This is a genomic window from Rhizobium sp. R339 (genome assembly GCF_002211395.1).
In the GTDB taxonomy this organism is placed as follows: Bacteria; Pseudomonadota; Alphaproteobacteria; order Rhizobiales; family Rhizobiaceae; genus Rhizobium.
In genome coordinates this window covers 203,239-224,899 of record NZ_LOKV01000003.1, presented here as the reverse complement: position 1 = coordinate 224,899, position 21,661 = coordinate 203,239, and the positions used below count along the sequence as shown (strand labels likewise).

Annotated in this window: 18 protein-coding genes; 4 read left to right on the top strand and 14 right to left on the bottom strand. The window is 60.6% G+C overall.

The genetic code is table 11. The annotated features are described in order from the left end of the window. The 7 genes from ATY76_RS07770 to ATY76_RS07740 form a co-directional block, all read right to left on the bottom strand. Nucleotides 1-313 (bottom strand): IS630 transposase-related protein (locus ATY76_RS07770; protein ID WP_141104994.1); only part of this gene is annotated, 313 nt, incomplete at its 3' end. Between the two features lie 152 nt (nt 314-465). Then, complete coding sequence (locus ATY76_RS07765) at nt 466-1,395, bottom strand: DUF2167 domain-containing protein (RefSeq protein ID WP_088674186.1); 930 nt, start codon at nt 1,393-1,395, stop codon at nt 466-468. 75 nt (nt 1,396-1,470) lie between these two features. Next, entirely contained in the window at nt 1,471-2,085 is a 615-nt protein-coding gene (gene aat, locus ATY76_RS07760) for a leucyl/phenylalanyl-tRNA--protein transferase (protein ID WP_088674185.1), read from the bottom strand. Between the two features lie 7 nt (nt 2,086-2,092). Next, nucleotides 2,093-3,448, bottom strand: coding sequence for an acetyl-CoA carboxylase biotin carboxylase subunit (gene accC, locus ATY76_RS07755; RefSeq protein ID WP_190233616.1), 1,356 nt, complete (start codon nt 3,446-3,448; stop codon nt 2,093-2,095). 4 nt (nt 3,449-3,452) lie between these two features. Then, complete coding sequence (gene accB / locus ATY76_RS07750; RefSeq protein ID WP_088674184.1) at nt 3,453-3,923, bottom strand: acetyl-CoA carboxylase biotin carboxyl carrier protein; 471 nt, start codon at nt 3,921-3,923, stop codon at nt 3,453-3,455. Nucleotides 3,924-3,943: 20 nt separating this feature from the next. Continuing rightward, nucleotides 3,944-4,381, bottom strand: coding sequence for a type II 3-dehydroquinate dehydratase (gene aroQ / locus ATY76_RS07745; RefSeq protein ID WP_088674183.1), 438 nt, complete (start codon nt 4,379-4,381; stop codon nt 3,944-3,946). Between the two features lie 161 nt (nt 4,382-4,542). Continuing rightward, on the bottom strand, nt 4,543-5,301 hold the full coding sequence (locus ATY76_RS07740) for a DsbA family protein (protein ID WP_088674182.1): 759 nt from the start codon (nt 5,299-5,301) through the stop codon (nt 4,543-4,545). 210 nt (nt 5,302-5,511) lie between these two features. Between ATY76_RS07740 and ATY76_RS07735 the strand changes: the two genes are divergently transcribed. Next, entirely contained in the window at nt 5,512-6,669 is a 1,158-nt protein-coding gene (locus tag ATY76_RS07735) for an aminotransferase class I/II-fold pyridoxal phosphate-dependent enzyme (RefSeq protein WP_088674181.1), read from the top strand. 8 nt (nt 6,670-6,677) lie between these two features. Here the strand turns inward: ATY76_RS07735 and ATY76_RS07730 are convergent, their stop codons facing one another. Both ATY76_RS07730 and phaC read right to left on the bottom strand, forming a co-directional pair. Continuing rightward, complete coding sequence (locus tag ATY76_RS07730) at nt 6,678-8,021, bottom strand: DUF2778 domain-containing protein (RefSeq protein ID WP_088674180.1); 1,344 nt, start codon at nt 8,019-8,021, stop codon at nt 6,678-6,680. A 206-nt stretch (nt 8,022-8,227) separates the two neighbouring features. Next, a complete protein-coding gene (gene phaC / locus ATY76_RS07725) occupies nt 8,228-10,087 on the bottom strand; it encodes a class I poly(R)-hydroxyalkanoic acid synthase (RefSeq protein ID WP_245309751.1) in 1,860 nt (619 codons plus the stop codon). Nucleotides 10,088-10,234: 147 nt separating this feature from the next. Here phaC and ATY76_RS07720 point away from each other — a divergent pair, with 147 nt between their 5' ends. From ATY76_RS07720 to ATY76_RS07710, 3 genes are all read left to right on the top strand, one after another. Further along, nucleotides 10,235-10,648: a hypothetical protein gene (locus ATY76_RS07720; RefSeq protein ID WP_088674178.1), complete on the top strand. Its 414-nt coding sequence runs from the start codon at nt 10,235-10,237 to the stop codon at nt 10,646-10,648. Between the two features lie 224 nt (nt 10,649-10,872). Then, on the top strand, nt 10,873-12,090 hold the full coding sequence (locus ATY76_RS07715) for an LL-diaminopimelate aminotransferase (protein ID WP_088674177.1): 1,218 nt from the start codon (nt 10,873-10,875) through the stop codon (nt 12,088-12,090). 61 nt (nt 12,091-12,151) lie between these two features. After that, a complete protein-coding gene (locus ATY76_RS07710; RefSeq protein ID WP_088674176.1) occupies nt 12,152-13,477 on the top strand; it encodes a homoserine dehydrogenase in 1,326 nt (441 codons plus the stop codon). Between the two features lie 32 nt (nt 13,478-13,509). Here ATY76_RS07710 and ATY76_RS07705 read toward each other — a convergent pair whose 3' ends face one another. Genes ATY76_RS07705 through ATY76_RS07685 form a run of 5 tightly spaced genes read right to left on the bottom strand, consistent with a single transcriptional unit; the run spans nt 13,510 to nt 21,643 of the window. Then, a complete protein-coding gene (locus ATY76_RS07705) occupies nt 13,510-14,661 on the bottom strand; it encodes a glycosyltransferase family 2 protein (RefSeq protein ID WP_088674175.1) in 1,152 nt (383 codons plus the stop codon). A 4-nt stretch (nt 14,662-14,665) separates the two neighbouring features. Further along, nucleotides 14,666-16,417: an ABC transporter ATP-binding protein gene (locus ATY76_RS07700; RefSeq protein WP_088674174.1), complete on the bottom strand. Its 1,752-nt coding sequence runs from the start codon at nt 16,415-16,417 to the stop codon at nt 14,666-14,668. Beyond that, nucleotides 16,414-17,490: a glycosyltransferase family 2 protein gene (locus ATY76_RS07695; protein ID WP_245309750.1), complete on the bottom strand. Its 1,077-nt coding sequence runs from the start codon at nt 17,488-17,490 to the stop codon at nt 16,414-16,416. The genes ATY76_RS07700 and ATY76_RS07695 overlap by 4 nt, the downstream gene beginning before the upstream one ends. 5 nt (nt 17,491-17,495) lie before the next feature. Then, nucleotides 17,496-20,495, bottom strand: coding sequence for a trifunctional glycosyltransferase/class I SAM-dependent methyltransferase/polysaccharide deacetylase (locus ATY76_RS07690; protein ID WP_088674172.1), 3,000 nt, complete (start codon nt 20,493-20,495; stop codon nt 17,496-17,498). After that, nucleotides 20,489-21,643, bottom strand: a complete 1,155-nt coding sequence (locus ATY76_RS07685; protein WP_088674171.1) for a glycosyltransferase — start codon at nt 21,641-21,643, stop codon at nt 20,489-20,491. The genes ATY76_RS07690 and ATY76_RS07685 overlap by 7 nt, the downstream gene beginning before the upstream one ends. Nucleotides 21,644-21,661 lie beyond the last annotated feature (18 nt).

Genomic DNA, 21,661 nt, shown 5'->3' with positions numbered 1-21,661 from the left:
ATCGGGAAAGTTCCGCCGGATCGGCCTTCATCTTGTGTTCCGCAAGCAGCCGCAACGCCAGTTCCGGCATGGTGATGTCGGGCTGCGTTTCAACGGCATCGATGAGGAACCTCTCAAACCGGGCAAGCCTCCCGCCGCGAGGGCGCCCCTGGCGACCGGGAGAAAGAGAGCCATGCGCGGCAACCCGTTGCAGCAGCTTGACCGCAAAGCTGTCACTGACGCCAAAGCGGCGAGCCGCCGCGCGGCGGGAATGCCCTGCCTCAACGTAGGCAACAACGCGGGAGCGAAGGTCTGAAGAATAGGACTTGGCCATGGATGCACCTCCTGGCCAAGTGAATCACAATCAGTCGCAAAGCGGAATCCAACGATTCAGATTTTCAATCCGATGCTCTAGCTCCAGCCAATATCGGAAGCGCGGCGCATGCAGCTGATTGATGCGATGCGCCTTGGCCCGAGCCGTAAACCTCATGCGTTGGGTGTTTTATTCCTCGTGAAAAGCCCCTTGGCGAAACGGAGCGCACCAGCGAGCGCAACAACGACGAGGATGCCGGCCTTTTTGAAGAAGGCTAGGGCAAGGGCCAACAGCCCGACTTTCGCAGCGACCTTGGCGCCCGCACCGGCAGCGATCATTCCCGCCATGCCATAGGCGGCCATCTTGTCGCCGTCGACATAGTCCGTATAGGCTTTCCCTTTGTCGAACTGCACGAGCTTCGTGACGGTAGGAATGACGCCCTTGATCTCCGGCAGCTGCGCGAGTCCGGCAACGAAATTGAATTGCAATACACCCTCGCGGCCAAGTACGCGCACGGAATAGTTCAGTGTGTGCGGCACTTGCGGATCATCGCCGAACATCAGGTCGCGGGCCCAATGCAAGGCATGCGCGGATGTGTCGTAATGCGGCGGCGAAGCCCAGCCGACAAGCGTGATCTTTTGGAAACCCTGCTTCTCGCGCTCGACGTTGTTTTCCCTGATCGAATCTTTGATATTCTGTAGCAGTTCGTCGTAATTCGTCGTTGCGGCGTCGGCATCCGAGACGTAGCCGTCGGCGCTGTAGCCGACGATGGAGCCCCAGGATTCCGCATCGGTCGGCGCATATTTCGCCGGGAAAATCATGCCGAGCGTGCCTTCGGCCGCTTCCGCCGGATTCCCCCAGATGTCGACGAGCACTTTTTTCGTATCGGCAGGATTGAGATAGTAAAAGTCGGCAGGCACGTTCAGTGTCGCCTTCGCTTCGGGCAGCTTGATCGCGCCCTGCTGAAAATCGAGTTTTTCCAGCAATGGCTTTTCCGCCTCGGAAAAATCGGTCCGGTTCGGAAACATCTCCTGGTAAGGGCGTGCGCGAGCCTCGCCCGTGAACAAAGCGAAAAGGATCGCCGCAGCAAAATATCGTTTCAAAATTCTATCCCCCGTTGCGTTCCCGAACCTATTCAGACCGGCCAAAAAATCAACGCAGGGCTGAAACGATTGCGTTTAAAACTTGAGGTGTGGCGATTCCATTGCTGCGGCCAGCAGAACGGCATAATCGGCCTTCGGCACGTCGATCGCTCCGAATGTTTTCAAATGCTCGGTGGTGAACTGCGTGTCGAGCAGGGTGAAGCCTTTTTCCCGCAACCGGCCGACGAGATGCACCAGGCAGATCTTCGAGGCGTCCGTCCGGCGTGAAAACATGCTTTCGCCGAAGAAGGCCGAACCGAGCGAGACGCCGTAAAGGCCGCCGACCAGTTTGTCACCGTCCCAGGCTTCGACGGTATGGGCATGGCCCATGTCGAAGAGTGTCGAATAGAGCGATCTGATCGTGCTGTTGATCCAGGTGCTCGGGCGGCCGGATGTTTCCTCCGCGCAAGCGGCGATCACGGAATCGAAGTCGTGATCGAAACGGATTTCGAAAGGCTGCCGGCGCACCGTCTTGGCGAGGCTCTTCGACACGTGGAACCGATCGAGCGGCAGCACGCCGCGCAGCTCCGGCTCGACCCAGAAGATCTCCGGGTCGTCGGCGGATTCGGCCATCGGGAATAGGCCGATGGAATAGGCGCGCAGGAGGATTTCAGGGGTAATACCTGGTGACTTCCTGCGCGGTCCTGCCATTCCTGTCCTATGCCGCCGGCGTGTTGGCGAGATGGTGTTCCAGCCAGTGGATGTCGTAATCGCCGTTGGCGATATCCTGGTTGGAGACGAGTTCCTGGAACAGCGGCAGCGTCGTCTTGATGCCGTCGACCACGAATTCATCGAGCGCGCGGCGCAGGCGCATCATGCATTCGACGCGGGTGCGGCCGTGCACGATCAGCTTGCCGATGAGGCTGTCGTAATAGGGCGGGATCTTGTAGCCCTGGTAGGCGCCGGAATCGATGCGCACGCCGAGGCCGCCCGGCGCATGGAAATGCGTGATCGTGCCGGGCGAAGGCACGAAAGTGCGCGGATCCTCGGCATTGATGCGGCATTCGATGGCATGGCCGGAAAAATGGATCTCGTCCTGCGTCACCGACAGACCGCCGCCGGAAGCGACGCGGATCTGCTCGTGCACGAGGTCGATGCCGGTGATCGCTTCCGTGATCGGATGCTCTACCTGCAGGCGGGTGTTCATTTCGATGAAATAGAACTCGCCGTTTTCGTAGAGGAATTCGATCGTGCCGGCGCCGCGATATTTCAGCTTCTTCATGGCATCGGCGCAGATCTGGCCGATCTTCATGCGCTGCTCGACGTTGAGCGCCGGTGAATTCGCCTCTTCCCAGACCTTCTGATGGCGGCGCTGCAGCGAGCAGTCACGCTCGCCGAGATGGATGGCGTTGCCTTCGCCGTCGCCGAACACCTGGATCTCGATGTGGCGCGGCTTGCCGAGATATTTTTCCATATAGACGGCATCGTTGCCGAAGGCGGCGGCCGCTTCCGTGCGCGCCGTCGACCAGGCTTCGATCAGGTCGGCTTCGCTCTTGGCGACCTTCATGCCGCGTCCGCCGCCGCCGGCTGTCGCCTTGATCAGGACGGGATAGCCGATTTCGGCGGCCGTCCTCAGCGCATCCTCTTCGGTCTTCACTTCGCCGTCCGAGCCCGGAACGACGGGGATGCCGAGTTCCAGCGCCGTCGTCTTGGCGGTGATCTTGTCGCCCATGATGCGGATGTGCTCCGCCGTCGGGCCGATGAAGGTAATGCCATGAGCATCGAGGATATCGGCGAACTTGGCGTTCTCCGACAGAAAGCCATAGCCCGGATGCACGGCATCGGCCCCAGTGATCTCGCAGGCCGCGACGATCTGGTGGATGTTCAGATAGCTCTCGCGCGAGGATGGCGGGCCGATGCAGACACTTTCGTCGGCAAGGCGCACATGCATGGCATCGGCGTCGGCGGTGGAATGAACTACGACGCAGGCGATGCCGAGCTCCTTGCAGGCCCGGAGCACGCGAAGGGCAATTTCCCCGCGATTGGCGATGAGGATTTTCGAAATCATGGGCATCGACCTATTCGATGACGACGAGGGCTTGGCCGTATTCGACGGGATGCCCGTCATCGACGAGGATCTCGGTCACCTTGCCGGATTTCGGCGAAGGGATCTGGTTCATCGTTTTCATCGCTTCGATGATGATGAGCGTCTGGCCCTCCTTGACGGTCGCACCGACCTCGATGAAGGGACGCGCGCCCGGAGCCGGCGCCATATAGACGGTGCCGACCATCGGTGCATTGACCACGTTGGCCGGGTTGCGGCCGGGCGCTGCGGCGGGAGCGGCAGTTGCTGCTGCCGGGGCGGCTGCGGGCGCGGCAAAGGCAGGTGCTGCGATCGGCGCCTGGACGTATTGCATCGCGCCGGCGCGCGAAACGCGGATGCGCAGGTCGTCCTGCTCGACCTCGATTTCGGTCAGATCCGTGTCGTTGAGGATGTTGGCGAGATCGCGGATCAGTGCCTGATCGATACCCGATTTCTTTTCAGCCATGGTGTTGCCCTGTCTTCTTTTTATGCCGTGATGTTCTTCAGCGCGTGGAGCGCCAGGATGTAGCTGTGAGGCCCGAAGCCGCAGATCACGCCCTTGCATGCCGGGGCGATCATCGACTTGTGGCGGAATTCTTCCCGTGCATGGACGTTGGATATGTGGAGCTCGACGACGGGAATGGAAATAGCGCGGATCGCATCATGGAGCGCAACCGATGTATGCGTGTAGGCGCCCGCATTGATGGCAACGCCGGCAGCCTTTTCGTCCGCTTCATGGAACCAGTCCACAAGCGTGCCTTCGTGGTTGCTCTGGCGGAAATCGATATCGAAGCCGAGTTCGCGGCCGGCGGCCCTGCAGTCCGCCTCGATGTCCTTGAGCGTCTTGCCGCCATAAATGCCGGGTTCTCTTTTACCCAGCATGTTCAGGTTGGCGCCGTTCAGGACAAAAATCGTTTGCGTCATCGAATGTTCCGTAAAATGCACGACGGCAACCTATAGACTCCGCGAGGGCCGAATGAAAGCCCTTACGAATTGGCCGGCGGGAATCGCGCCACATTTGTCCACATGGCTGAAACGCTTCGATTTTGGCGATTTGATGAGAGGCCGGCCGGCGGCCCGCCCGTTCAGCAGGCGGTCTTGCCGCAGCTGCGCATGTTCTTGACCTTGGTTTCCAGATCATCGAGCCCGACTGCACCCGGCACGAGTTCGGTGCCGATCACATAGGAGGGCGTGCCGCTGATGCCGAGGCTGGAGGCGAGCTGGTAGGTCGCCTGAACGATTTCGTCATTCGGGCTCTTTGCCATCTCGGCGCGAAGCTTGTCTTCGCTGACGCCGAGAGTACCCGCGACCGAGATCGCGCTGTCTTCCGAGGCGCGGCCTTCGCTGCTGAGAAGGGCGATGTGGAAATCGGCGTACTTCTCCGGCGCGACCCTGCGGAAAGCATCGGCGACCTTGTGGGCGGCGACCGAATCCGGCCCGAGGATCGGGAATTCCTTGAGCACGAAGCGGACATTCTTGTCCTTCTTCAGCATCGCCTGCATGTCGGGAAGCGCATGGCGGCAATAGCTGCAGTTATAATCGAAGAATTCGACGACCGTGACATCGCCCTTGGGGTTGCCGAGAATCACGTCGTTCTTCGATTCGAAGATATCGGTGCTGTTCTCTTCGATCGCCATGTTGGCCTTCACCAGCCGCGCGGCTTCCTGCTTCTTCTGCAGCGCTTCCTGGACATCGAGCATGATCTCGGGATTCTCGATCAGATACTGCTTGATGAATTCGCCGAATTCCTTCTTCTGCTGGTCGTCGAGCGCTGCTGCCGGAAAGGGAAGGGCGATCGATGCGACAAGCGCTAGGGCGGTGAAGGTTTTCGGGAAGAAGGCCATGATATCCTCGTCATCGGCGGTATGATCGTCTCCTGATCGAGAAGACCGTCGCCGGGTTAATGGACTTGAATGCGTCGCGTCAAGGTACGGTGCGTTCGGTTCTGCTCAAACAGGAATTTTCATCCACGCGACGCTATCGCGGGATTGTGATGAGCCGATTATTGCGGCAATTGTCGGGCCGTCATTGAAGAAGCCGAGCGAGAAACGATCTTGTTTTCCATATCGAAACGCAGCGAAGTCGAACCTTTTCACGCCATGGACGTATTGGCGGAGGCGACGAAGCGGCGTGCTGGCGGGCATCCCGTCATCTCCATGGCGGTCGGTCAGCCCTCCCATCCCGCGCCTGAGGCTGCTCTCAAAGCTGCGCGCGAAGCGCTTGCTGAAGGGCGGATCGGCTATACGGACGCGCTGGGAACGGCGCGGCTGAAATCGGCGCTTTCCCTCCACTACAGGGATCGGCACGGCCTGGAGATCGATCCGGCGCGTATCGCGGTCACGACAGGTTCCTCGGCCGGTTTCAATCTCGCCTTCCTGTCGCTCTTCGACGCCGGCGATTCGGTCGCGATCGCAAGGCCCGGCTATCCGGCCTATCGCAATATCCTTGGCGCTCTGGGGCTGAAGGTTGGTGAGGTGCCGGTAACGGCCGAAACCCATTTCACCCTGACGCCCGAAAGCCTCGATGCGGCGCAAAGGGAAAGCGGCGTGAGGCTGAAAGGCGTGCTGCTCGCCAGCCCCGCCAATCCGACCGGCACGGTGACCGGCCGCGACGGGCTGAAGGCGCTTGCCGATTACTGTGCGGCGAACTCCATCGCCTTCATCTCCGATGAAATCTATCACGGGCTGACTTTCGCCGGAGAGGAGGCGAGCGCCCTCGAACTGACGGACGAGGCGATCGTCATCAACTCCTTCTCGAAATATTATTGCATGACCGGCTGGCGAATCGGCTGGATGGTGCTGCCGGAACGCCTGGTCCGGCCGATCGAGCGCGTGGCGCAGAGCCTTTATATCTCGCCGCCCGAACTTTCCCAGATCGCCGCCACTGCCGCTCTGGGCGCGCATGAAGAGCTCGATGGCGTCAAGGCAAGTTATGCCGCAAACCGAAACCTGCTGCTCGACCGCCTGCCGCAGATCGGCCTGGCGCCTGCTTCACCGATGGACGGCGCCTTCTATGCCTATGTCGATATTTCCAGATTCACCAATGACAGCATGGGCTTTGCCAAACGCATGCTCGCCGAAATCAATGTCGCCGCAACGCCGGGCCTCGATTTCGATCCGTTGGAAGGGCATCGTACGCTGCGTTTGTCTTACGCAGGCTCTCAAGCCGAGATCGCGGAGGCGGTGGAGCGAATAGCAGTTTGGTTGAAGTAGCCTGCCGGTCAGCTACGTGACGAAAACAACGAGGCGAGCGTCGAGCCCGGCTTGTTGTTCAGCCGCGGCACGACCACGAGCTGCTTGATGTCACCGCGCTTGAAGGCGGCCAGGAAGCGCTTGTAATCTTTGAAGGATACGCAGCCGTTGGAATCGCCGTTCTTGCCGAGCATATAGGTGTGGGCAAGCAGGCCGACGCGATCGAAGATGGCGTCCGAGCCCTCGACCGGCGTCAGCCGGATCGCTTCAACGCCATGGAAAAGGCTCTCGCGCATGGTGAGGACATAGGTGTGCGGCGGCGTCGGTCCACGCATCTTCTTGTCGGCGAAGCGCGGCTTGTCGCGCATCTTGCCAAGTCCGGAATGGGCTTCCAGCCGTTCGCCGTTCGGCAGATAGACGGTGCTGTTTTCGATATCGTAGATCGCGACACCTGCGCGCAGTTTCGGCGAGAAGAGCGGCTTGTCGTAGCGCGGTACGGCATCGTCCTCGTCATCTTCGATCGGCGCGTTCGGCTGGGCATAGGCAAGCGCAGGCTCGGCAGAGCGCTGAGCACCCTTGGCGGCCGGCGCCGGTTTGCCGATGAGTCCATCAGGACGCGCCATCGGAAGCGGCACCGAACCGGCATCCGGCGCCAGCACGAGATCGAACGGCTGTTGCTCTTCGGCCTCGGCGACGACGACCGGCGCTGGATTTTCCTGCGGCTGCGATGCCGTCTTGGCGGAAAGTGCCGCCGGCTCGACCGGTGCCGGCGCAATCTGCTTCGATCCCGCATCGGCAAGTGCGAGCAGGGAAGGAAGTTCGACGGCTGCGACAGTTTCCTTGGACGGAATGATGATGCGGTCTTCGTTTTCCCCATCGGTCTCGACTTGCGCAACTTCCGGCGAGGAGGTGACGATATCGTCCTTGGCGAATTTGGCGGTATCGGCGGGCGCGGCGGCAACGGCGACCGCCGGTTCGCCAGCTGTAAGGAGTCGGCTGTTTTTCGCAAGCGCCAGCGATGCCGTCGCGGCAGCATTGGTCTTTTTTGCATGCGAATGGATGAGGTCGGCCGTCAGGGCGACCACCGGCTTGGCATCGAAGGCCGCCAGGCGATCGGCTTTGCCCACATGGATCAGTCGTTCAGGCTTCGCTGCCGGCTTGAGCTTCGGCGCTGATACAAGCTGCGTGAAGCTGTCGGACGGAGAAGCCGGCACGCTCACTGAATGCATTGTCGCGAAGGTCGCGATCAGCCATGTGGAGGTCAGAAGTCCGGCGCCGACGACACCGTAAAGAAAACCGCGAGATCTGCGCGAACGCAGAGCAGATCCGCTAAGAGGGGCGACGTTATCCAACGTCCCGACCGCAAACGCCATACTACACTCGTCTTTCAAACTCGCTACGCAGGCCGGCGGCACTGACTGACAAAACTTCGCCGGGGCCGGTAAAGGCGCAAATGGGCCGAATTTAGACCAAATGCGACTTGCCGACTGTTTCGCAAGGATGACGAATTATGGTTTCTAATTTGTTTACGCGGCGCGGCTGTTTTCGCAGCCGTCTCGAAAAGAGATAGGTGGCCTTTTCAGGCCCGTTCCATCACGTAACTTCCCGGCGCTTCCTCGATCGCGTTCAACGCATCGCCGCCGGGTTTGCGCGCGGGCACGCGTCTGCCATCTTGCGTCTCGATCCAGGCCTGCCAATGAGGCCACCACGACCCCGGCGTCTCGGTCGCCTGTTCGAGCCAGTTTTCGTAGTCCCCTTTGGCAGGACCGCCCGTCCAGAATTGATATTTCTTCTTGTCGGGCGGATTAACGACGCCGGCGATATGTCCCGAGCCGGTGACGACGAATTCCACCTTGCCGCCGAAGAACTGGCTGCCGAGGAAGACGGACTTGGCGGGGGCGATGTGATCCTCGCGGGTGGCGAGATTGTAGATCGGGATTTTCACGTCCTTCAGCGACACGGATTTGCCGTCGAGGATCATCTCATTCTGTGTCAGCGCGTTCCTGAGATAGCAGTTGCGCAGGTAGAAGGCATGATTTGCCGCCGCCATGCGGGTCGAATCGGCGTTCCAGAACAAGAGGTCGAAGGGCAGGGGCTCCTGGCCCTTGAGGTAGTTGTTGACGAAATAAGGCCAGATCAGCTCGGAAGCGCGCAGCATGTTGAAGGCCATCGACATCTTCGAACCGTCGAGATAGCCGGCCGACTTCATATGCGCGTCGAGCGCGGCAAGCTGCTCCTCGTCGACGAAAACCTTGAGATCGCCGGCATGGGTGAAATCGACCTGGGTGGTGAAGAGCGTGGCCGTCTTGATGCGCTTGTTTTTTTCCTTGGCGTGCAATGCCAGCGTTGCCGCCAGCAGCGTGCCGCCGACGCAGTAGCCGACGGCGTTGACTTCCTTCTCGCCGGTCGCCTTCTCGATTGTATCAAGCGCGAAATCGATGCCTTCGCGGGCATAGGCGCCCCAGTCCTTCTCGGCGTGGCGCGCATCCGGGTTCACCCAGGAAATGACGAAGACGCTCTGGCCCTGGTCGACGCACCATTTGATGAAGGATTTCTGCGGATTGAGGTCGAGAATATAGAACTTGTTGATCCACGGCGGGCAGATCAGCAGCGGCCGCTTCAGCACTGTTTCCGTCGATGCCTCGTATTGGATGATCTGGCAGATGTCGTTCTGGGCGATCACTTTGCCCGGGGTCAGCGCCATGTCCCGGCCGACGGCGAATTTGGTCATATCGGTCTGGCGGATGCGGAGATCGCCGTTTCCGGCGGCGATGTCCTCAGCGAGCATCTTCATGCCGCGCACCAGGTTTTCGCCGCTGGTCGCGATCGTCTCGCGATAGAGCTGCGGATTGGTGGCGACGAAATTGGTCGGCGAAAGCGCTGCCGTGATCTGCTTCACATAAAAGCCGGCTTTATGCTTGGTGTGCTCGTCGAGGCCATCGGTCTCCGACACCATCTTCTCGGCCCAATCGGTCGTGACGAAATAGGCCTGGCGCAGAAAATCGAAGAAAGGGTTCTTCTGCCAGTCCTCATCCGCGAAGCGCTTGTCCTTGCGGGTGTCGGGCTCGGGCGGCAAGGGCTCGCCCTGCATGGCCTGCATGCGCTGCATCGAGCGCATCCAGATGCCGAAGAACGAGGACATCAGCTGCGTCTGCGCCTCAAGGGTGCGGCGCGGATCGGAAATCCAGTATTCGGTGACCTTGGAGAGCGTTTTGACCATGTCGGTCATCGGATCGACAACGGTGTCGGCGATCTCGCCGCGCTCGCGCGGCGCAAGCCATGCCGCGGCGGCTTTCCCGAGATTTTCGAGCGCCCGGGCGAAATTCATCGTCATGGCCTCTGGATCCTTCAACAGATAAGGATCGAGATCGGTCGCGTCGAAACCGGCTTTGCCGCCACTCTTCTGGCCGCCACTCTCCTGCTTGCTGTCGGTCACCATTTCCTCCGGCGGCAGCACTCTTTTTATCCGTTTGTTGTACATCGTGACCGAGCGAGAAAACAAGTTCCACCCGCATCGGCTCGTGCTATTGCTTTGTGGCTGCGACAAATTTAACAGTCGAAGCAGTCAGAACTGGATTTTTGAGGCATGACGAACAACAGCATCCGGCGCATCGCAACCTTCAACCGCACCGCACTGATCTGCGCCGCGGCGGCGATGGCGCTTGCCGGATGCAATCTGACCGCGGAAGAGAAGGCGGCAGCCGCGGCCAAGCGAGCGGCCCCGACCGCCGTCGTCATGCCGGCCACCAAGGGCGAAGCGGTCGAAGGCGGGCTTGCGAAGTCGCCGGACGGTTATCCGAATTTCGGCGCGCCGCTGACGGCTGCCAACGTGCAGATGAGCGACGAGCAGGCGGCCGAATTGCAGCATCAGCTGACCGCACTCGCCGCTCGGCGCAAGACCGGCGCGATCTCGGAAGCCGAATATCAGGCCAAGGTCGCCGAGATGCGCCGGCTCGCCGCCGAACACGGCACCGAGACGCTCTCCGAAATCTCCAAATAAACCTTGCCTTTCAGGCAATTTGGACGCAAAGCCTTCGACAGGGATCGGAAGATGCAATTTTCCCGATAATGCGTGCCAGCGCGGCCTTTCCGTCAAAGATTTGCCGCGTGACTTGGGTCTGATGTGAATACGGCGTTGCGATTCTGAAGTTCGTGTCGCAGCCGCCGGGAGACGGAACGAACTTCGACCGCGGCCCGAAATGCCGCCTTTCCATGGGGAATGAAATGGAAGAGTTTCACAAAGTCCGGCGTTTGCCGCCTTATGTTTTCGAACAGGTCAACCGTTTGAAAGCAAGCGCGCGAGCGGGCGGCGCCGATATCATCGATCTCGGCATGGGAAACCCTGACCTTCCCACTCCCCAGTCGATCGTCGACAAGCTGTGCGAGGTCGTGCAGGATCCGCGCACTCACCGTTACTCCTCCTCCAAGGGCATTCCGGGCCTGCGCCGCGCCCAGGCTGCCTATTATGCTCGCCGTTTCGGCGTCAAGCTCAATCCGGATACCCAGGTCGTCGCCACCTTGGGGTCCAAGGAAGGCTTCGCCAATATGGCGCAGGCGATCACCGCGCCCGGCGACGTCATCCTCTGCCCGAACCCGACCTACCCGATCCACGCCTTCGGTTTCCTGATGGCAGGCGGCGTGATCCGCTCCATGTCGGTCGAACCGGACGAGAGCTTCTTCCCGCCGCTCGAGCGTGCCGTCAAGCATTCGATCCCGAAGCCCCTGGCGCTGATCCTCAACTATCCCTCGAACCCGACGGCCCTCGTCGCGACGCTCGATTTCTACAAGGACGTCGTCGCCTTCGCCAAGAAGCACGACATCATCGTGCTTTCCGACCTTGCCTATTCCGAGATCTACTTCGACGGCGCTCCGCCGCCGTCGGTTCTCGAAGTGCCGGGTGCAATGGATGTGACGGTCGAGTTTACCTCGATGTCGAAGACCTTCTCCATGCCCGGCTGGCGCATGGGCTTTGCCGTCGGCAACGAGCGGCTGATCGCCGCTTTGACCCGCGTCAAGTCCTACCTCGACTACGGCGCCTTCACGCCGATCCAGGTGGCGGCGACCCACGCGCTGAACGGCGATGGTTCCGACATTGCGGAAGTCCGCAACGTCTATAAGCGTCGCCGCGACGTCATGGTCGAAAGCTTCGGCAAGGCCGGTTTCGACGTGCCGCCACCGGCTGCCACCATGTTCGCCTGGGCGAAGATCCCGGAAAAGTTCCGTCATCTCGGCTCGCTTGAGTTTTCCAAGCTGCTGGTCGAGAAGGCCGACGTCGCCGTTGCCCCGGGCATCGGCTTCGGCGAGCAGGGAGACGACTACGTTCGTCTGGCGCTTGTCGAAAATGAACACCGCATCCGCCAGGCTGCGCGCAACATCAAGAAGTTCATGTCGACCGCGGACGAAACGATGCACAACGTCATTTCGCTGAACGCTCACCGCTAATCCAACTCTCCGGCAGCCGCTTTCCGCGGCTGCCGCCACACAGACATTTCAGGATCGATCCATGGCAGATGCCCTCAAAATCGGCATTGCGGGCTTGGGCACCGTTGGCGCCTCGCTTGTCCGCATCATTCAGCAGAAGAGCAACGAGCTTGCCGTCACCTGCGGGCGTCCGATCACGATCACGGCGGTCTCCGCGCGCGACAAGACGCGGGATCGCGGCGTCAATCTTTCGGGCGTCACCTGGTTCGACCGGCCGGAAGAGCTTGCCGAAAAGGGCGACATCGACGTCTTCGTCGAATTGATGGGGGGCGCCGAAGGGGCGGCCAACGTCTCGGTGCGTACGGCACTGCAGCGTGGTCTCCATGTGGTGACAGCCAACAAGGCGCTGCTTGCCTATCACGGCGTCGAGCTTGCGACGATCGCGGAAGAGAAGGGCTCGCTCCTGAACTTCGAGGCGGCGGTCGCCGGCGGTATCCCCGTCATCAAGGCGCTGCGTGAATCGCTGACCGGCAATGCCGTTTCGCGCATCTATGGCATCATGAACGGCACCTGCAATTACATCCTGACCAAAATGGAGAAGGAGGGGCTTTCCTTCGCCGAATGCCTGAAGGAAGCGCAGCGGCTGGGTTATGCCGAGGCCGATCCCGCCTTCGACATCGAGGGCAATGACACGGCCCACAAGCTTGCCATCCTGACGACACTCGCCTTCGGCAATCGCATCGCGGCCGACGACATCTATCTCGAAGGCATCACCAATATCTCGATCGAGGATATCCATGCTGCGGCCGAACTCGGCTACCGCATCAAGCTGCTGGGCGTTGCCCAGCGCACCGATACCGGCATCGAGCAGCGCGTGCACCCGACCATGGTGCCTGTGGATTCGGTCATCGCCCAGGTCGACGGCGTCACCAATGCGGTGGCGATCGAATCCGATGTGCTTGGCGAATTGCTGATGGTCGGCCCCGGCGCCGGCGGCAATGCCACGGCTTCGTCGGTGCTGGGCGATATCGCCGATATCGCCAAGAGCCAGCCCGGCGCCCAGCGCGTGCCGGTGCTCGGCCATCCGGCAAAGGCGCTGGAGCCTTATCGAAAGGCGCAGATGCAGAGCCATGAGGGCGGCTATTTCATTCGCCTGACCGTGCTCGACCGCACCGGCGTCTTTGCGAGCGTCGCCACCCGCATGGCCGAAAACCACATCTCGCTGGAATCGATCGTCCAGCGTTCCAAGCAGCATCTGGCGCCGTCGCACCACCAGACGATCATCCTCGTCACCCACGCGACGACCGAAGAGTCGGTGCGCAGGGCAGTCGCCTCTATCAAGTCGGAAGGTTATCTTTTCGGCGAGCCGCAGGTCATTCGTATCGAGCGGCCGAAAGAGGAAGGCTGAGTTCAGGCGGAGACGGAAGAACCCGCTCGATATCAGAGAGCGAATGGGTCGCCATCGCCGATCGGCCCATTCCCGGTGAAAGACCTGCCGCGTTTCTGCTGGCGGTGCGAGATGTCGAGCGCCTGATCGACTTCAGAAAGCTGCATCAAGAGCTTTTTCGTTCGAAAGCTCGACAGGCCGGCACCTAAAGGCGCGTGCGGATCCAGCTGATCGAATCTCATGAGATTTTTTGGGGTCGTTACCAGCTTCGACCGCATCCTGTTTGCCGCCCTGCGCAGTTTTGACAGGATCAAGCCGAAGAAGACGATGCAGGCGAGGCGTGGGCTGAAACGGAAGATCTGCTTCAGCGAACTGGCCGCATTTTTCCAGTTCTTCGCTGCGGTGAATTTCGAAAAGGCATAGAGATGAACCGAGGCGAAGGCGCAATCGACGACCCATCGCGGAAGCTGCAGATTGCGGGCCATAGCGCCTTCGTACACCGCCAGAAGCGATCGGGCCATTCTGGAACTGTCGGAAGACATGGCGGCCGAATGAATCCGGTATCCTACCAGACCGAGGGGGACAGCCTCGATCTTGAACGCTTCGGCCACGCGTAGCTCGTAATCAAGATCCTCACAGCCGCCGATCCCGCGTTCCGCATAGCTCGGGTCATAGCCGCCCACCGCGTCATAAACCGCGCGGCGGATCATCAGGCCGCTGCCGTTTCCGACGAAGCGGAAGATGAGATGACGGGCCAAGACCATCCCCCTTGCGCTCAAGCCGGAGCTGGCCTTGGTGCAGTAGCCCTCGGAATCGATGATGCGGTGAAGGGCGTATACGGCGCCCCAGTCGGAGGGCAGGGGATGAAGGGCCGATAACAAGGCCTCGACATAGGAGGGGTGCCAGAGGTCATCCGCATCCACGAAGGCGACATAATCGGATGTCGACGCCTCGATGCCGATGTTACGCGCTGCGGCCACGCCTCGATTTTCCGTCGAAATGATGTGGATCCGGGGATCGTCGGCTGCGATCTGACGACAGATATCCGGAGTGCTGTCCGTGGAGCCGTCGTCGATGATGAGAATTTCGAGCTTTGCGTGTGTCTGCTCTCTCACTGATTGAAGTGTGGAGGCAATATAGCGCGCCGCATTGTAGGCGGGGATGATGACCGAAACCGGTATTTCAGAGAGAGCGGAGGCTTCCATCCCACTACCCCTCCCCAACCGCGGTTGGATGAAGACGAATCTGGTTCTGCATCAAGGCTGTGGTCGCCGACCGGTGACTGACGATGATCAGCGTGCGGGAATCGTATTCCTTGAGCAGGTTGGAAAGCACGCGCGCTTCGGTCGGCTCGTCGAGGGCGCTGGTGGCTTCGTCCAGCAGCAGGATTTCAGGACGGCTTGCAAGCGCACGCGCCAAGCCTATCCTCTGCCGCTGGCCGCCCGAAAGCCGTATCGCTTCGTCCCCCAGCCATTCGTCGAAACCATAGGGCAGGGTCTCGATGAACTCAGTCGCGCAGGCCATATCCGCGGCCCAGCGAACATCCTCCTCGGGGATATCACGGCGGAAGCTGATATTGTCGAGGACGGTGCCTTCCATGAGCTCGACATCCTGGCCGGCGACGGCGAGCAGCCGCAGCCAGCTGGAACGTTCGATTGCCGAGAGGTCTTGGCCATCGATCGTGATTCGGCCATCCGTCGGCTGAATGAGATCGAGAAGCATGTTGATGATCGTCGTCTTGCCGGAGCCGCTGGGGCCGGTCAGCGCCGTCGTCTCGCCGGCTTTGATCGAGAAGCTGGCGTGGTTTACGGCCGGCATCTTGGCCGCGTCGTAGAAGAAGGACACGTCGTGGAAGACGATTTCATGTTTCAGATGCGGCAGCTGCGCTCCGCCCGCGATTTTCCTGGCGTCGTCCTGTTCCGCCGTCAGCGCGAGCACGTTTTGCAGCGAAGCTTCGATTTCATGCAGGCGCAGCAGCTGCGAATCGAACTGCTTGATATGCGGCTGAAGCCTGTAAAGAAGGATGGTCGCGGATAAGGCGGCCTGGAAATCCACCGGCAGGAACTGTGAGGAGAGGATGATCGTCAGGATCACGCCGAATGTCAGCGTCTCGCTGAGGAGCGAGGTCGCCGCTCCCATCCGGTCCGAGCGGCGCCAGGTTTCCCCCACCTTCCGGGATAGGCTCTCGAACAGGCTCTTGTAGCGATGTTCCAGCCCGAAACTCTTGACCGCCTTCATGGTTTGCAGCGTCGTCCAGGTCAGATGGGTGAGTTCCTCCACCGCTGAAAGGCTGGTGGCACCGAGACGCCGATAGGCAGCGGCAAACAACCCGAGGCTCAGATTGTGGATGACGCCGAACACGACTGCGAGCACGGCGATCGGCCATGCCATGACGACCATTCCCACGCCGAAAATGACAATCGTACCGAGGTTGACCCCAAGTCGCACCAGGCTGGCGTGAGCCGAGGCTACCGAATAGGATTCGGTGGCGATCACATTGATCAGATCGCTGCGCTCATAATGCTGAAAACGCTGGAATGGGATCGTCAGGATCTTTGAATACAGCCGCTGACGGATACTCTCGCTGATCTGATGGCTGACTGTGCTCGCAATGATCTCGTTGGCGAAGCCGAGAACGATCCTGAGGATGATCGCGCATACCAGGACGCCCACCAGCATCGGCTTCGTCACGGAAGATTCGAATCCGCCAAAGAAGGCCGGAAGCCAGGCGACGGCCGGGCCGGACAGTGGACCCTGCTGGCTGAGAACGAAAACCAGGCTGACCAGCAAAGTGATCCCCACCATTTCCGACAGGCCGGTCAGGATGCCGATGACGATCAGGACCGAGGTCTTCAGCCGCAGCGACGGAACAAGCTCGAGCAGTTCGCGGAAACGCGCCGCGACAATGATGTTGAACGCGCTCGCCGGTCTGCCGCGAATGGGTTTCCGTAGCTTCGTCATAGACGGTCCGCCCGGGGTTCCGTGAAGGAGCCATTCTGCCTGGCCGGTGCGGCGGCGATGAGGCCGTAAAAGGAAGTGCCGCTGACGGGGAGCGCCACGTCTATCGGTGCTGCCCCTTTCGGCGAAACGGGAGATTTACCGGACAGACGCTTCAACAATCTTCTGCGCTGCCGTTTCGCCGAGCGCCAGAGATCCCTGACGGCGCGGACGGCAAGCATCGAGGGAAATTCCCGGACCAGAATGGGCACCAGTTTCCTAGCCTGCCCGTAGTCGCCGCCGCTAAACGCCTTCTTGAAATACCAGCGCGCAGTGTCGAATTCCGCGAGCGTCGCCGTGTCGGCAAGAGCGGGATGGCGCCGCTTGATGTCTGCCATGACAAGCGCGTGGGATTTCAGCATGCGCGTGGCGTTGCTCGACATATTGCCGGCGGTGAAGCGGTATCCGGTGAGGAAATCAGGAACCAGCGCAAAGGGCAGTCTTGCCGCCAATGCGAGATAAAGCTTCAGATCCTCGCATCCTTCGGCTCCCTGATCGCGCAGGCCGGCATCATAGCCGCCGCATGCCAGAACCTCCGCGCGCGGCATAAGGGGTGTGCTGCCGTTCCCGATGAAATTTTCCCTGACCATCGCTTCGAAGACATCGCCCTCATGGAGCACGGGTCTCGAATGCCCGAAAATCACGTCGTTGCCGTCAATCGCCGCATACCAGTTATAGGCGACGCCGAGGCCCATGGGGAGCGTCCCGATCGCCTGCACCTGCAGCTCGATTTTCCGAGGATGCCAGAGGTCATCCGCATCGATCGGTGCGACATAGCTGCCGCGTGCCTCCCGGACACCGTGGTTGCGCGCGCGCGCAACGCCGCCGTTCTCCTGGCGAAGAACGCGGATGCGAGGATCGGAAAGACCATATTCCTTCGCCAGTTCGAAAGTGCCGTCCCGGGACCCGTCGTCCACGACGAGTATCTCCAGCTGTTGGTAAGTCTGGGCCAATATGCTTCGAAGCGTTTGCGCCAGCGTCTTTTCCGCATTGTATGCGGGAATGACGACGCTAACCAAAGGGGTGCCGGTGTTCATGGCGCTCATCCGATAAACGCCTCGGCTTGGCCCATCATTTCGGCGAACGCCTTGATGGGGAGATCGCCACGAACCTCCAGGCGCGGAAGCGACAGCACATTGTCGAACAGCCCCGCTTTCGCCGGCCTCGTGGTGAACCCAATCTCATAACCAGCCTCGGCCAGAATGCCGGGAACGCGAAAATCCGTGCTGCCGTAGGGAAGTGCGATGGAACTCACCGCAGCACCAAGGCGATTTTCGAGCATGTTGCGGGAAAGGGCTGCTTCGGCGAGCAACGCGCTGTTGTCCAACGCGCTTGCCGGCCTGTGGGAGGCCAGATGCGAGCCGAACCGGATGCCTTGACGATGAAGCTCCTCGATATCGTTCCATGACATCAGCGGGGCCGGTTGCCCGTAGGAAGCATCCCAATCCGATCGGCCGCCGACCCTGTCCGTCACCACGAAAACTTCCGCGCCGAAGCCGTTCTCGGCAAGGATGGGAAAGGCATTTGCAAGGAAATCGAGATAGGCGTCATCGAAGGTCAGGACGACCGGTCGTCCCTGGATCGGCTTTCCGGCCCGCAGCAGTTCGGCCAGACCATCCGCCGTCAGCGTGTAGTAACCCTGCCGCCGGAGAAACTGCATCTGCTGCCGGAATGCATCAGGGGCGATCCGGTAGCGCCGCAGCCGATCCGGCCCTTCGTCAGAGACCCTGTGATACATCAGCACCGGGACCGACGTCGCCGTCTCCTTCGACCAGGCCGCCGCTCGATCGACGCCGGCAAGTCCCCAGATGATGTGCTTGGCCACGTCGCTTTCCAGGGGAACGCCGTGCTGTTCGACTCGCATCGTGTGGGCAGACGTCTCGCGCTTGCGGAACCGATGAATGGCGTAAAGCTCGGTCTCGATCGTTTCTTCCAGCGCCAGCTCCGGCAGTTCTGAAAGAATTTTCCGGATCGTGCCGATACCGAACGGATTGCTCCAATCGAAACCGGTTCTATCGGGCTCGTCACGCCTGAGATGGGCGTGCGCCGTGATCAGATAGCCGTCCGGCTTCAAGGCTGCGGCGATCTTTCGGCAGACCCGTTCCAGAACTTTTTCATCGTCCATGTAGTAGAGGACTTCCGAGCAGACGATCAGGTCCTGCCCACCCGGAATGTCGTCACCTGTGAAATCCAGGACACGAAATTCGGCGTTGCTGCTCTCCCGGCATCTCTGGGATGCTCTTTCGATCGCGCGCCGCGAAATATCCGTCGCCGTCAGTGTTGCGACCTTCCGCGCAAGCTTTGCGGAGAATATCCCCTCCGCACACGCAAGTTCCAAGGCTCTGCCTATCCCTTCCGGGACAAGGCTCAGTGTCTGCTCGTATTTGACCTGTTCATAGACGGAGAGATAGTTCCAGGGATCGGGGCGTTCGAAGACGCGCTCCCAATATTCTTCCTTGGAAACGGCCTCGGACGGAACGGCATTTTTTCCGATTTGTTTTTCTGGGCGCTCGGCTGCGACGGCACTGTGCGGCTCGCCAACCGGCTTTGCCGCGGAAGGAAGCGGACCGTTGTTTCTACCGCCGTCCGCCGAGGATTTTATGAGAGCATTCTCGTGGGTCGAGCGAACAAGGCGGCGGAGCCGGCCCCGCCGTCTTCCTCCCCGGCGAAGGATTCCAAGGAAGCCCCGGTAGTTGCGGACGACTTCGGAAGACCAATCGCGCGCATAGGCGAATGTCACCGGCGCGGGCAGCCGATTGCCCGCATGCATTTCCCGGACGATCAGATGCACGAGCGCGCCGACGGACAGATCTCCCCATAGCGGTCCGACATGGGTGCCGATATGCTCCTGGCCGGACGAAAGCTGCAGCAGCAGCGTATCGGCTTCGGCTGCCTTCGAAATCGGGGCGAGATGCCTGGCGTCGACGCCGACCGTCTGAACGCGCCCAAGCCTGAAGGAACGCGAGAGGGCTTCTGACGATAGTCGCCAGGCAATGAGCTGCTCTATCTTGCGTGCCGTTCCGGGAAACGAATGGCTTTCGATCAGGCTGAGGAGATGCGCAACCGTGGGCGCCCAGGCGTCGATGACATCGACCAATTCAGCGGTAGTCTGGACCAGCCGTCCCGTCTGCAATCCATGAAGGATCACCAGCGCCATAAGGTCCTCGGAACCTGAAGCATCAGGAAATTCCGGCAGAATCCGCGCCAGTTCCGTGAGATGGTCCTCCGGGCAAAGATTGGCCGCCGCGACCCAGACCAGCATCCGAAGCTGGCTGAGCGCCGGCGTCAGCCAGGCGGCATCTTCACGCTGCGTCGGCAATCCGTGTTCCGCTTGCAGCGCCTGCGCCCTTTTCGTCACGAAAACCGCGTCCCGCACCATCTTGACCGGATCGGCCGACAGAGAGTCTGCCTTCATGCGGTAGAAGGCGAGGCACTTGTCCACCGATTGGAAGCGAGCCCCGGCGAACGCCATGCGAAGCCAGAGATCCCAATCTTCGCAGGTTTGCAGCGAGGCATCCATGCCGCCGACTTGCTTGAAAAGGCTGCGCGGAAAAACGGCCGTATGAATGGCGAGGGCACAGAATGACGACAATTCGGAGATTGCACGATCGCCGGTGAGATCGGGCGCGTCCTCGATCTTCAGCATCCGGCCGTAGGCTGTGACACGGCGATAGCTGCAATGGGCTATAAGCGGCTGAGATTGGTCCTTGGCGACCGGCAGCATGTTTTCGATGAAAGCCGGATCCAGCCAATCGTCCGCATCGAGCATGCAGAGCAGGGGGGCAATGGCAAGTTCGGCCGCCGCGTTGCGTGCTGCGGCGGCGCCGCCATTCGGCTGACGGTGGATCGTGATCCGGCTGTCCGTCCTGGCCAGGCTTTCAAGCACCTCCCAGGTTTCATCGCGCGAACCGTCATCCACCACCACTGCCTGCCAGCTTGTGATCGTCTGATTTTTCAGGCTTCCCAGGCAATCCGCCAACGTAGCAGCGGCGTTGAAGGCCGGGATGAGAAATGAAATTGCGGGCCTCGGCGCAGTCACCATGGCTGCACTTTCCAGCGGCTGAGAAGATAAAAGGCGCCATGCAGGCTGCCCAGAACCTCTTCCTTCAGAAAAAAGTCGTGCGACGTCGTTCCCTTCCTGAGCCGTCTTTTCCACCTTTTGAAATAATATTCGGGAAGCGAGACGAAGATGCGGCGCAGATTTCCTCGATTGCCGGTGTTCTGATACTGCACCAGCAGAGCCGCCACATGGCCGCTCATATATTGGTGGATCTGTTTCGCCAGCCCTTCCATCTCCTTGCGGTGGAAATGCCATGAAACCGCCGTCGGCTCATAGCGGCAGGTCTGGCCGTGATGGAGGAGGCGATTCCAGAATTCGGAGTCGCCGGAGCATCCGGCCGCTCCCATGTCCAGCCGGACGTCGAACAGACCGGATTCATCGAATACCTTTCGGCGAAAGGCCTGACTTGCTCCCGCACCGACCAGCCAGACCGGGGCTCCATATCGTTCGTGCTGGCGATAGAAATCCTGATCGAAGTCCTTGCGCTGATAACCCCGGCCGAAGCCCCAATGGGTTTCGAATATCAGCTGGGCGGGGGTGGAAAGCTCTCCAGGCAGGACAAGTCCGGTGACGCATCCAATGTCAGGTCGATCGAATGCCTTCATCAGATTTTCGAGCCATCGTTCGTGAAGCACCACATCGTCGTCGGTGAATGCGACAAATTCGGTCTTTGCAGCGCGCACGGCGGCATTGCGGGCATGGTCCAGCCCGATCTTGTCTTCCCTGACATAGGTGGCGCCGGCTGCCTCCACGACACGACGCGTCGCATCGCCGGCCGACGCATTGTCGACCACGATAATCTCGACCGGAGGGAGCGACTGCTTCGGCACGGATGCCAGACATCGGGCAAGTTCTTCAGGCCGATCCTTGGTGCAAATGAGAACGCTGACATCGCGGTTCACGATCGGCGCCTGTGTCACCCGCCGCGCGTTTTCGACGATATCCGGCTGCACGGTCTTCGCAAACAAGGCAGCCGGATTCTCGGGGCTTTCAACATAGGCCTGGCCTACGGGAAGACCTTCGGACATGAACACCACGAGCCCGGCGCCGATCGTTGGAGCTTCCGTACCGACTGCATACGAGGAGGGACCCAGGTATTGGGTGGGCATTGGAAAGACGACGTCTTTCATGTCGCGCGGGATCGTTCC

Bases quoted from the DNA above. Each gene is read 5' to 3' on its own strand.
- ATY76_RS07685 (WP_088674171.1), bottom strand. From the start codon at position 21,643: ATGAAAGACGTCGTCTTTCCAATGCCCACCCAATACCTGGGTCCCTCC.
- ATY76_RS07705 (WP_088674175.1), bottom strand. From the start codon at position 14,661: ATGGAAGCCTCCGCTCTCTCTGAAATACCGGTTTCGGTCATCATCCCC.
- ATY76_RS07695 (WP_245309750.1), bottom strand. From the start codon at position 17,490: ATGAACACCGGCACCCCTTTGGTTAGCGTCGTCATTCCCGCATACAAT.
- ATY76_RS07715 (WP_088674177.1), top strand. From the start codon at position 10,873: ATGGAAGAGTTTCACAAAGTCCGGCGTTTGCCGCCTTATGTTTTCGAA.
- ATY76_RS07710 (WP_088674176.1), top strand. From the start codon at position 12,152: ATGGCAGATGCCCTCAAAATCGGCATTGCGGGCTTGGGCACCGTTGGC.
- phaC (WP_245309751.1), bottom strand. From the start codon at position 10,087: ATGGTGACCGACAGCAAGCAGGAGAGTGGCGGCCAGAAGAGTGGCGGC.
- aat (WP_088674185.1), bottom strand. From the start codon at position 2,085: ATGGCAGGACCGCGCAGGAAGTCACCAGGTATTACCCCTGAAATCCTC.
- aroQ (WP_088674183.1), bottom strand. From the start codon at position 4,381: ATGACGCAAACGATTTTTGTCCTGAACGGCGCCAACCTGAACATGCTG.
- ATY76_RS07740 (WP_088674182.1), bottom strand. From the start codon at position 5,301: ATGGCCTTCTTCCCGAAAACCTTCACCGCCCTAGCGCTTGTCGCATCG.
- ATY76_RS07700 (WP_088674174.1), bottom strand. From the start codon at position 16,417: ATGACGAAGCTACGGAAACCCATTCGCGGCAGACCGGCGAGCGCGTTC.
- ATY76_RS07720 (WP_088674178.1), top strand. From the start codon at position 10,235: ATGACGAACAACAGCATCCGGCGCATCGCAACCTTCAACCGCACCGCA.
- ATY76_RS07730 (WP_088674180.1), bottom strand. From the start codon at position 8,021: ATGGCGTTTGCGGTCGGGACGTTGGATAACGTCGCCCCTCTTAGCGGA.
- ATY76_RS07690 (WP_088674172.1), bottom strand. From the start codon at position 20,495: ATGGTGACTGCGCCGAGGCCCGCAATTTCATTTCTCATCCCGGCCTTC.
- accB (WP_088674184.1), bottom strand. From the start codon at position 3,923: ATGGCTGAAAAGAAATCGGGTATCGATCAGGCACTGATCCGCGATCTC.
- accC (WP_190233616.1), bottom strand. From the start codon at position 3,448: ATGCCCATGATTTCGAAAATCCTCATCGCCAATCGCGGGGAAATTGCC.